This window comes from Rhodococcus sp. no. 34, from assembly GCF_054589475.1.
Window position 1 is genome coordinate 1 of sequence record NZ_BAAILK010000047.1, and the last position, 11,061, is coordinate 11,061.

An 11,061-nucleotide genomic window follows, 5' to 3' on the forward strand; every position below is an offset into this window, starting at 1 on the left:
AGAATGAACAATCACCGACGAAAAATACTCACACCACAAACCAACCAAACCCCAAGAGGCGGTTGATCATTCGCGGATGCGAAGTACCAAAAAAATTTTGGCACTGACATTCATCGACACACTGTTGAGTTCTCAAAGAACACGCACACACCATCACCACGACCCTATGGCCGCCGCTCCGGGGCAACTTTTCCAGCCTATCCCAACCTGGCCACCGGCGCAAACCGGAACCCCGTGAAGAAAAACTGGATTGTGTTCGCCAGGCACTTCGTACAACCTCGTGTCACTCACCCTCGCAGGTGGGAGTCGGTGTCCGTGTCGCTCTGACCTGGACAAAGTTACGCGAAGATCAACACAACACCAAATCGCCAGGTCAGAGCACTGCGGTCGGTAAACATCACGGAACCCAGTACCTCTCGGCCAGTTCTTCGACGATCGGATCGCCTTCCTCGGCCTGCTGCAACGCTTCGAGATCGTCGTTGATCGACACCAACCGCGGATCGTCACCCTCAGCTTCCTGAATCGGGTGCCGACCGTCCTCGGCGAGTTGCCTCAGCAACTTTTCCTTGACGCGGGCTTTCAATGAATCAGCCATACCGCCAGCATGTGCCGCGCGGGCCCAGTTGTCGAGGCCTACTCGTCGTCCTTCTTGCCGAAGACACGTCGTGCCGTCGGAATCAGGATGATCAGCGCGCCGAGCAGAACGATGAGCGAAAAAACCTGCAGTGCCATGTCGACCTCTTACCGTCACGCCGGCGCGAGCCAGCTCCCCCACGGGGTGTTTCGAACAACCGTAAATGCAACGAGAACTCCGAGCACCACGATCGTCACAGTCGGCCGAAGCACGATCATGCGATCCCGCGTGCCTTTCCAACGGCGCACTGTCCAACCGATCCACGCGATCACCAACACCGCGATAAACGGCACGATCAAGGCATTGCTGGACACTGCGGCGCCAATATCCAGATTAGTCAGGTCATTGACCGCACGAAGGCCACCACACGCCGGGCACCACAATCCCGTCAACGCGTACATCGGACAAACGCCGTAACTACCCGCGCTGTGGGGATCACGGAAGTGGAGTACCGCGGCGGCCGTCACGGCCACTGCAGCAACGCCGACGGGTGCGGCCAGCGAGCGTCGTCGACTTGTGACCGCTTCCAACTCCATGGCACCCACTGTAAGAGACCCCGGCCGCGACTAGCGGGCGCGAACGACTACCGACCGGACCACCATGTCGTGCCAGCACTGGTGCTTCGAGTCCCAGAGCGGCCAGAGATAGTTGAGGAAGCATGCCCCACCCAGGATCGCCATCATGATCCAACGAAGCAGCGCCATCACCGGGCCGAGCGGTACACCGTCGGACTCCCGAATCACCGAAATTCCCAGCCACTTCTTGCCGAGCGTCTGTCCGGTGTTCCCTTGTCTGAAGACGAGGTTCCATACCTCGATCAAGAAGATCGCCAGTATGCCGACGACCATGACGATCACGCCGACCGGATTGCCGCCTTCAACGCTCACGCTGCCGTCGTCGTATGTGGTCACTTCGGATCCGGAGAACGCGATCACCGCCCCGATGATCGCGAGGATGACGCCCGGGAGCGGAACGACAAAGCCGTCGAGGATTGACGCGAACACCCGAGAGATCCAGCTTGCGTACGGATAGGCGGGCGTCGGCGGCTGATAACCCTGCGGCGGCATCGGCGGCATCTGCCCGTAGGGCGGCTGATTCTGCGATGTTTGGCCTGGTCCCCAGTTCTGATCCGACATCGAGGTCTCCCCTGTTCAGGCACGTGTTCGCCGAACTCAGGATAAACCGCACATACGCAAGAATTGGGAACTAACGACAAGAGCCCCACATCCGGATTTCCGGGTGTGGGGCTCTTGGCTGAGCTGCCTGAGAGAATCGAACTCTCGACCTTTTCATTACGAGTGAAATGCTCTACCGACTGAGCTAAGGCAGCGTGCCTTTCGGCGGTGGCGAGTCTATCTGGTCAACCCCCGGATCGCGAAAACGGGGGTCGGAAAGCGGCTCCGATGGAGGCAACCATCGCATCGAGCGCCCACTGCAACTTGACGTTGAAGTCGACGGCCTCGCGGCATTCGAGCACCGCTTCGATGCATTTGAGCAACCCCTCCGGGGACGTTCGTGCAGCCAACTCGGCGGCCTGCCGAGCCATGTCGGGATGGGTCGCCGTCGACGTCGACCCCAGCGAACAGGAGAGCGCGTCCCGGTACATGCCGGCAAGGTCGATCAGCGTCCGGTCGAGAAGGTCGCGGCGGGCCCGGGTGTCGCGCGATTTCTGACGCGCTTCGAGGTCCTTGATCAGACCAGCCGATCCGCGCAGAGTCCCGGCTGTTCCCTTGCCGGTTCCACCGCCACCCAAGGAGACCTTGAGTTCCTCGAGTTCCTGTTCCTTGAGTTCGGCATAGAACGCCTTGGTGTCAGCCTCGATCGACTTCACCAAGTTCTCTGCGGCCTTGTACGCCGTCGAAGCCCCGATCGCGTCTGCGGCAAGTCGAAGCGAACGCTGACGCTCGTCGCGCGCGCTCTCGTCGGTGGCGAGACGCCGAGCCCGGCCGACATGTCCGCCGCTGATCGATGCGGCGATTCTCGCCCGTTCCGGATCCAGCCCGTCGCGGTCGATCAGTACCTGGGCGATCGATTCGACGGACGGCGTCACCAACGGCATGTGCCGACACCGCGATCGGAGGGTGACAGACATGTCTTCCGGATCGGTCGTCGGCGCGCAGAGCAGGATGACCGTGCGGTCCGGCGGCTCCTCGACAACCTTCAGGAGGGCGTTGGCTGCGCCTTCGGTCAAACGATCGGCATCCTCGACCACGATCACCTGCCACCGCCCCGTCGTCGGTCGACGCGAAGCGATGTTGACTATCTCGCGCATGCCTTTGACGCTGATGCTCAGGCCGTCGGGGATGATCCGTCGTACGTCACCATGGGTTCCACCCATCGTCGTCGTACACGCATGACACTCACCGCACCCTGGTGCACCGTCGGAGGTGCATTGCAGGGCAGCGGCGAAGCAGAGAGCAGCCACCGAACGACCAGAGCCGGGTGGCCCGGTGAAGAGCCACGCGTGGGTCATCTCCGAGCCGCTGGAATCGCCACGAGCCGACAGTGCAGCATCACGCAGGCTCTGCTCGACGTCGTGCTGACCCACCAGCCGACCGAACACACCTCGTTCGGCCACTTCAGTACTCATGCAAAAACCCTAACCGTCGGCACCGACGAAGCCTTACGAGTCTTTCTTCGCCGGAGCCTTCTTGGCGGCGGCCTTCTTTGCCGGGGCCTTCTTTGCGGCTGTTTTCTTGGCAGCGGCCTTCTTGGCCGGAGCCTTCTTGGCTGCTGCCTTCTTCTTGACCGGGCCGCGCGCACGACGATCAGCCAGCAACTCCGACGCCCGAGCATCGGAAATGGATTCGACGTCGTCGTCCTTACGAAGGCTGGCGTTGGTCTCGCCGTCGGTGACGTACGGACCGAAACGGCCGTCCTTGATCACCATCGGCTTCTCGCTGACCGGATCGACGCCCAACTCACGCAGCGGAGGCGTTGCCGACGCCTGACGCCCACGACGCTTCGGCTCGGCGTAGATCTTGAGGGCCTCGTCGAGCGTGACGGTGAACATCTGCTCTTCGTTGGCGAGCGAGCGTGAGTCCGTGCCCTTCTTCAGGTACGGACCGTAACGGCCGTTCTGCGCGGTGATCTCTTCCTTCGATTCGGGGTCGACACCCACGACGCGCGGAAGCGACAGCAGACGCAGCGCATCTTCCAAGGTGATCGTCGCCAAATCCATGGACTTGAGCAGCGATCCCGTCCGCGGCTTGGGGCCTGCGACCTTCTTGGCAGCCTTCTTCGCGGGTGCCTTCTTGGCTGCGGCCTTCTTCACCGCAGTCTTGGTGCTGCCCGAGCTGATTTCTTCCGGCTCGGGAGCGGTGACGGGAACGATGTCCGGTTCCGGCTCGGCCGGCGGTTCGGGCAGGATCTCGGTCACGTAGGGACCGAAGCGGCCTTCCTTCGCGACGATCTCGTGGCCCGTCAGCGGGTCGACGCCCAGCTTGCGGCCCTCTTGAGGCGTCGAGAACAACTTCTCGGCGTACTCGGGAGTGAGCTCGTCCGGTGGCAGGTCATCGGGAAGATTTGCCCGCTGCGAGATCAAATCGCCTTCGGGATCGTCCGGGTTCTGAACCATGCGCTCGAGATACGGGCCGAACCGGCCGACGCGCACATGAACCTCGCGGCCCTCGGCGTCGTCGAAGAGACGGATGGAGTTGACCTCGCGAGCGTCGATCTCCTCGAGATTGACACCGACCATCTTCTTCAGCCCGCCCTCGCGGGCGACCGAACCTTCTGCGCCTGTCGCGCCGCCGAAGTAGAAGCTGCTCAGCCAGTTGCCACGCTGCTCACGGCCGCCGGCGATCGCGTCGAGATCGTCTTCCATTCCTGCCGTGAAATCGAAGTCGACCAGCCGGCCGAAATGCACCTCGAGCAGCCCGATGACGGCAAACGCCACCCAGGACGGAACCAGCGCGCTGCCACGCTTGTAGACGTATCCGCGATCGAGAATGGTCTTGATGATCGACGAGTAGGTCGAAGGACGGCCGATGCCGAGTTCTTCGAGCGTCTTGATCAGGCTGGCTTCTGTGTAGCGAGCGGGCGGGTTGGTGCTGTGTCCGTCCGGATCGAGCTTGGTGGCCGTGACTTCCTGACCCTTGACCAGCACCGGAAGCCTGGATTCGGCGTCGTCGGACTGACCGCCGGCCTCTTCGTCGACGCTCTCGACGTAAGCCTTGAGGAAGCCGGCGAACACGATGGTGCGACCCGAAGCGGAGAACGTGCAGTCCTCGCCGGTGCCTGCCGTGCCGGAGATGCGAAGCGTCAACGTCGTACCGCGGGCGTCGGCCATCTGCGAAGCGACGGTCCGCTGCCAGATCAGTTCGTACAGCTTGAACTCGTCGGAATCGAGCTTGGAGTGCAGCTGACCCGGGGTCTGGAACACGTCGCCGGCGGGGCGGATCGCCTCGTGGGCTTCCTGCGCGTTCTTGACCTTGCGGGTGTACTGACGCGGCGTCGGATGGACGTACTCCGGACCGTACAACTCGGTGGCCTGCGCACGAGCGGCAGCGATCGCCGACTCCGAGAGAGTCGTCGAGTCGGTACGCATGTAGGTGATGTAGCCGTTTTCGTACAGACGCTGTGCGATGCGCATTGCACGCTCGGACGTGAAACGAAGTTTGCGTCCGGCTTCCTGCTGGAGCGTCGACGTCATGAACGGCGGGTAAGGCTTGCGGGTGTACGGCTTGTCCTCGGCGGAGGAAACCGTGAGGTCGACGCCCTGCAATGCTTCCGCGAGACGACGCGCGTACGCCTCGTCGAGCACGGTGACCGCGCTGCCCTTGAGCTTTCCGTCAGCCCCGAAATCGCGACCGGAGGCGACACGCGAACCGTCGACGGAGACCAGGCGCGCACCGAAACTACGCGGGCTCGCCTCTGCACCGGCGTCGAGCGTCGCGGAAATATCCCAGTACGACGCCGACTTGAACGCCATGCGCTCGCGTTCACGCTGGACGATGACGCGAGTGGCCACCGACTGGACGCGGCCGGCCGAGAGCTTCGGCATGACCTTCTTCCAGAGAACCGGGCTGACCTCGTAACCGTAGAGACGGTCGAGGATGCGGCGGGTTTCCTGAGCATCGACGAGGTCGGTGTCGAGTTCGCGGGTGTCTTCGGCAGCAGCACGGATTGCCGGCTCGGTGATCTCGTGGAAGACCATTCGACGAACCGGAATCTTGGGCTTGAGGGTCTCGAGGAGATGCCAGGCGATTGCCTCGCCCTCGCGGTCGGGGTCAGTTGCGAGGAAGAGCTCGTCGGCGTCCTTCAACAGAGACTTGAGTTCGGCGACCTTGCCCTTCTTTTCCGGGCTCACGACATAGAGCGGCTCGAAGTCGTGATCGACGTTGACGCCGAGACGGGCCCAGGACTCGCCCTTGTACTTGGCCGGAACGTCCGCTGCGCCGCGCGGGAGGTCGCGAATGTGACCGACCGATGCCTCGACGACGTAGTCCTTACCGAGGTAGGGAGCGATTTTGCGCGCCTTGGTCGGTGACTCGACGATCACGAGGCGACGAGGGTTACCGGACGCTCCCTGACCGCTGCCGTTGTCCGCTTTAGCCACCTGCTGCCCGAGCCTTCCTTTGGACGTTCACTGCCGTCGGCAGATCTTCAGAACTAGACGTGTGGAGCAAGTTATACCCCGTGTCTCTCTTTACAGAGTGACATACCCGCAAGACATTCGTGCAGATCAGTACAGTATGGGCTCCGTCGGACACGCGGCATCAGCACCGGCGGACACGCGGCATCAGCACTGTCAGACGTGTGGCCAGGCGACAGAGGTGTCGACGTGTTTCGGCGCCTCACCGAGGTATTCGACGAGCTTTGTCAGTCTCTTCTTTCCCGACACACGGAGCCCCGGGCCCGGTGTCCGGTTACCCAGTTGAGTCGGCGCGATACCAACCCGCATCAAGGCCTGAGCCAGCGGTGCGTGCGTCTCCTTGGCATGAGGGTCGAGGCCGAACACGAATCGCTCGCCGCCTTCTTCGAGCCTGCCGGCCGCGACGGCCCACACCCGGAGTTGGCGGGAGTTCGGTACCCAACCGACCGGCACCGCCTTCACAGCTCCCTTGGTCCACTGCACGGACAGCGGAAGGAGTGCGGGCGTCGACTGAGTGCGGACCAATGGGCTGCCTTCTTCACTACGCGTCACCTCGGCCCCGAGTCCGCACTGCGCGATCAACTCGGCAACGGCCTGCGCTCTCCAGTCCCGATCCACGACGATCGAGATCCGGGCGCGGTCCTCCGAGGTCACGACCTGACCCGGTCCGGCCAGCATTCCGGCGAGGTCCGTCACGGCAGGTGGAATCGACTCGGCAGAGAAAAAGGACAGTTGGCTCACAGAGTGAAACGTAAGCCACGAAGGTACTGACGGCATAGACGACCGGCCGTGGTCGGACAGCTGCGTGCATTACCTCGGACAGAGAAAGACTGGCTCAGCCCGAAAAGATTTGTCCCCCACCGCACGGATGCGATGGGGGACAAATACTGTCCGAACTAATCGCTCAGCGAGTGAGCGGAAAAATCAGACCGCGCGAACGCCGGTAGCCTGGGGACCCTTGGTGCCCTGGCCGACCTCGAACTCCACACGCTGGTTCTCCTCGAGGGTACGGAAGCCGTTGCCCTGAATTTCGGAGTAGTGAACGAAGACGTCTGCGGAACCGTCTTCGGGAGCGATGAAGCCGAAGCCCTTTTCAGCGTTGAACCACTTCACAGTGCCCTGTGCCATGCTTTTCCTTCTCTTTCTAACACCGGATTCGGTGAACAGCCCTTACAGTCCACCGGGCCGGTTCCGACCGCTGTACGTCTTTATTTCCCCCTCAGGAAAGGCAGAGCACCGCGCCCGCAACAACGATCCTGCGAGCGTGCACTTTCTCAAGCCTACGAACACAGAAGCTGCGACCGATTGTCAGTCAACCATGTTCTCCGCGTGCACAACAGTCGAAAAGGGAACTAAAAACGTTAAAAGTTCGCTACGAGAAAAACAGCCCACGATCGTGGTTTCCCGCGCGCGCGCCGAGCACCCGGTTCCACCAAGACCGCCGACCGTTGCGTATCATCAAAACTGCAGGTAGCGACAGTTTCCGATTGCCGCCACACCCCAACGCCGAGCCCGGAGAGTCACGTGAACGCACCTTCCCCGATCCCCGCCCCGGGAGGGAAGCCTGGCGAGACCTACGGGCAGATGCTGCTCGATCGGGTCGTCGCCGGGGTCAGTGGAAGCGAAAAACCACTGATGTTCACCGCGCAGTTACCTGCTCGCGTAGCCGAGTTCACCGAATGGCCGGAGTGGGTGCACCCCAGCGTCGTACGTGCGCTCGCCGAGTACAGCGTGCGGTCCCCGTGGATCCACCAGAGTGAGGCCGCCGACCTCGCTTACGCCGGAAAACACGTGGTCGTGGCCACCGGTACGGCGTCGGGTAAGTCACTGGCGTACCAACTCCCGGTGCTGACGGCCATGGCGACCGATCCGCTCGCAACTGCCCTGTACCTCTCCCCCACCAAAGCGCTGGGCTCGGATCAACTGCGAGCAGTGCTGTCCCTCACCGACTTCGACGTCGAACTTCGCAGCACGAACGCCAGTGCGTACGACGGCGACACCTCGCAGGAACTCCGCACTTGGGCACGTGAGAACTCACGCTGGCTCTTCACCAACCCCGACATGATCCACATTTCTCTGCTCAGAACCCATCAGCGATGGGCACACTTCTTCCGCAACCTGAAATACGTGATCATCGACGAATGCCACTCCTACAGGGGAGTCTTCGGATCCAACGTCGCGCTCGTGATCCGGCGATTACGCAGAATTGCAGCCCGTTACGGCGCCGAACCCACCTTCATCCTGGCGAGTGCGACCACAGCAGATCCCGGCGCGGCGGCATCGCGGCTGATAGGCGCACACTGCACCGAGGTCACGAAAGACGGATCGCCGCACGGCCCACGCACCGTCGCGCTGTGGGAGCCGCCGCTACTCGAGGCATTGACCGGCGAAAACGGTAGCCCGGTACGACGTCCCGCGGGCGCGGAAGCCGCGCGGATCATGGCCGACCTCATGATCGAAGGCGCCCGCACTCTCACCTTCGTCCGCTCCCGCCGCGGCGCCGAACTGACCGCGATGGCCACCAAACGTCTACTCGCCGAGGTGGACCCGGACCTCGCCGAGCGAGTCGCGTCGTATCGCGCCGGATATCTGGCCGAGGACAGACGCGAACTGGAAGCTGCACTCGCCGACGGCACACTGCTGGGCGCAGCCACCACCAACGCACTGGAGCTCGGCGTCGACATCGCAGGCCTCGACGCCGTTGTCGTGGCAGGCTTCCCGGGCACCGTCGCCTCGTTCTGGCAGCAAGCGGGTCGCTCCGGGCGACGCGGTGAGGGTTCACTCGTCGTGTTGATCGCCCGCGACGATCCACTCGACACCTACCTCGTTCACCATCCGTCAGCGGTACTCGACAAACCCGTCGAGGCGACGGTGACAGATCCCGGAAATCCGTACGTCCTGGGACCACAACTTCTCTGCGCTGCAATGGAACTCCCACTTTCCGATGCCGAGGTGGACGCGTTCGGGGCTCTCGAGGTTCTGACGAGACTGTCCGAGGAAGGCAAGATCCGGCGCCGAAAGCACGGGTGGTTCGTCACCGCCGATTCGAACCCCCACGGCTCTTTGGACATTCGCGGCGGCATCGGAACTCAGGTGGCCATTGTCGACGGTGAATCCGGCCGGATGCTGGGCACTGTCGACGCGGGCCGCGCTCCGGCCACAGTTCATCCCGGCGCCGTGCACATCCATCAAGGCGAGACCTACGTCGTCGACGAACTGGACCTCGACGTCGGACTCGCACTGGTGCACACCGAGAATCCGGACTGGACCACCTCGGCTCGCGAGACCACCGAAATCACGATCACCGAACAACTCGAGCACAAGAACTACGGCGACATCGCCGTCGCTCTCGTCCAGGTCGAGGTGACACATCAAGTCGTCGGGTACCTACGACGGTTGACTTCGGGTGAAGTCCTCGACTCGATCGAACTCGACATGCCCGCACACACTTTGCCCACCAGGGCAGTGATGTACACGGTCACGCCGGAACTCCTCGAATCAATCGGGGTCCCGCCCGAACGGTTCCCCGGATCACTGCATGCCGCCGAACATGCCGCAATCGGCCTGCTGCCACTGGTGGCGATCTGCGACCGCGGAGACATCGGCGGAGTGTCCACCGCGATGCACGCGGACACCGGACTCCCGACCGTCTTCGTCTACGACGGTCATGCCGGCGGCGCCGGGTTCGCCGACCGAGGGCACAGCGAACTGTCCCGATGGCTCACCGCGACGCGCGACGCCATACTGTCCTGCGAGTGCGCTCACGGTTGCCCGTCCTGCGTCTATTCACCCAAGTGCGGCAACGGAAACGACCCACTCGACAAAGACGGCGCGGTCAAGGTTCTGACCGCCGTGATCGACACGATCAGCTGACCGGACCCGCACGCGCGTAAGCCTGCGCATCCCCGATCCCGAAGCCCGACAACAACACCGGTGCGCGTATCTCGACCAATACATCCCACCCCTGCACCTCGCACTCCTCGAGCACCGTACGCATCCGCTCCGCGATCACCGCGGACATCTCACACGCCGACTCGTCGCCGCCGTCCAAGGCGCCCGCACCGCCGAGAGCCGAAAGATCAGCGGCCGACTGAGCCGTGTGCCGAGCCACCACTGCGGAACCGACATGCAGCATCCCACCGGTCACCATCACGATCGCTGCCAGAACGCAGCACGCCAGAACCGTGGCAACACCTTCGTCGTCACGTAGGTTCACCCCTCCTCCACTCCCGACTCCACAGCTGCCACCGCCTCGGAAGAAATGTCGACCAACGGCAGCAACGCACTCTCGGCGCTGACAACGGCAACGGCAAAACCGTCCACGATCTCCACCGAGATCGACGCATCTTCGGGTGCGATCCGGCGGGCCGTGGCGACCGCAGACTCACGATCACCACGTGCCACCAACCGCGCGGCCTCACGAGCGGCGTCGACACACCGAACCTGCATCGACACCGCCAGGACTCCACCGACACACAGCACGACCACCGTGACGATCGAAGCCAGAGCAATCGCGGCCTCCACCGTCACGGCGCCGTCGTCCGCTTGCCGAATACCTCTCGTGGACAACATCACACAGCTGTCTTGAGCGCCTTGTCGATGATGCCTGTCAGCGCCGAGACAATGGAGTCGCCAGTGACAACCGTGTACAGGACGGCACCGAATGCGGCAGCCGCAATCGTGCCGATCGCATACTCCGCGGTGGACATGCCGTCGTCCTCGGCAACCAACAGCGCAAATCTGGCCGACACCGTCCTCAACGTCTTCGAAATCATTTCTCCCCCTTCAATCGAAACCTGTGGCAGCACTTCTGCCGCAGGAGCTTTCACTC

The 11,061-nt window shown here is 62.9% G+C and carries 11 protein-coding genes and 1 tRNA gene; 1 reads left to right on the forward strand and 11 read right to left on the reverse strand.

Annotated features, from left to right (window positions below; genetic code table 11):
• Nucleotides 1-397: 397 nt before the first annotated feature.
• The 8 genes from ACYP01_RS25675 to cspE all read right to left on the reverse strand — a co-directional run bounded on the left by ACYP01_RS25675 (nucleotide 398) and on the right by cspE (nucleotide 7,358).
• Nucleotides 398-595 carry a hypothetical protein gene (locus tag ACYP01_RS25675; RefSeq protein ID WP_459683054.1) on the reverse strand — a complete coding sequence of 66 codons (198 nt, stop codon included), beginning with the start codon at nucleotides 593-595 and terminating at the stop codon, nucleotides 398-400.
• Nucleotides 596-747: 152 nt separating this feature from the next.
• On the reverse strand, nucleotides 748-1,170 hold the full coding sequence (locus ACYP01_RS25680; protein ID WP_007732476.1) for a DUF2752 domain-containing protein: 423 nt from the start codon (nucleotides 1,168-1,170) through the stop codon (nucleotides 748-750).
• Nucleotides 1,171-1,200: 30 nt separating this feature from the next.
• A complete protein-coding gene (locus ACYP01_RS25685) occupies nucleotides 1,201-1,770 on the reverse strand; it encodes an RDD family protein (RefSeq protein WP_459683055.1) in 570 nt (189 codons plus the stop codon).
• Nucleotides 1,771-1,891: 121 nt separating this feature from the next.
• Nucleotides 1,892-1,964: transfer RNA gene (locus ACYP01_RS25690), tRNA-Thr, on the reverse strand.
• Between the two features lie 30 nt (nucleotides 1,965-1,994).
• Entirely contained in the window at nucleotides 1,995-3,224 is a 1,230-nt protein-coding gene (locus tag ACYP01_RS25695; RefSeq protein ID WP_037132620.1) for a DNA polymerase III subunit delta', read from the reverse strand.
• A 33-nt stretch (nucleotides 3,225-3,257) separates the two neighbouring features.
• Nucleotides 3,258-6,194, reverse strand: a complete 2,937-nt coding sequence (gene topA, locus ACYP01_RS25700; protein ID WP_459683056.1) for a type I DNA topoisomerase — start codon at nucleotides 6,192-6,194, stop codon at nucleotides 3,258-3,260.
• Nucleotides 6,195-6,386: 192 nt separating this feature from the next.
• Nucleotides 6,387-6,971 (reverse strand): hypothetical protein, encoded by a 585-nt coding sequence (locus ACYP01_RS25705; protein WP_003946106.1) that lies wholly within the window; start codon nucleotides 6,969-6,971, stop codon nucleotides 6,387-6,389.
• A 183-nt stretch (nucleotides 6,972-7,154) separates the two neighbouring features.
• Nucleotides 7,155-7,358 carry a transcription antiterminator/RNA stability regulator CspE gene (gene cspE, locus ACYP01_RS25710; RefSeq protein ID WP_003946117.1) on the reverse strand — a complete coding sequence of 68 codons (204 nt, stop codon included), beginning with the start codon at nucleotides 7,356-7,358 and terminating at the stop codon, nucleotides 7,155-7,157.
• A gap of 456 nt (nucleotides 7,359-7,814) precedes the next feature.
• Between cspE and ACYP01_RS25715 the strand changes: the two genes are divergently transcribed.
• Nucleotides 7,815-10,103, forward strand: coding sequence for a DEAD/DEAH box helicase (locus ACYP01_RS25715; RefSeq protein ID WP_459683448.1), 2,289 nt, complete (start codon nucleotides 7,815-7,817; stop codon nucleotides 10,101-10,103).
• Here the strand turns inward: ACYP01_RS25715 and ACYP01_RS25720 are convergent.
• The 3 genes from ACYP01_RS25720 to ACYP01_RS25730 are packed head-to-tail and all read right to left on the reverse strand — an operon-like array spanning nucleotide 10,096 to nucleotide 11,005.
• Nucleotides 10,096-10,446, reverse strand: a complete 351-nt coding sequence (locus tag ACYP01_RS25720; protein ID WP_007732450.1) for an Rv3654c family TadE-like protein — start codon at nucleotides 10,444-10,446, stop codon at nucleotides 10,096-10,098. The two genes, ACYP01_RS25715 and ACYP01_RS25720, sit on opposite strands and share 8 nt — an antisense overlap.
• Nucleotides 10,443-10,802 (reverse strand): TadE family type IV pilus minor pilin, encoded by a 360-nt coding sequence (locus ACYP01_RS25725; protein ID WP_047270007.1) that lies wholly within the window; start codon nucleotides 10,800-10,802, stop codon nucleotides 10,443-10,445. The genes ACYP01_RS25720 and ACYP01_RS25725 overlap by 4 nt, the downstream gene beginning before the upstream one ends.
• On the reverse strand, nucleotides 10,802-11,005 hold the full coding sequence (locus ACYP01_RS25730; protein ID WP_007732448.1) for a DUF4244 domain-containing protein: 204 nt from the start codon (nucleotides 11,003-11,005) through the stop codon (nucleotides 10,802-10,804). The genes ACYP01_RS25725 and ACYP01_RS25730 overlap by 1 nt, the downstream gene beginning before the upstream one ends.
• Nucleotides 11,006-11,061: the final 56 nt, after the last annotated feature.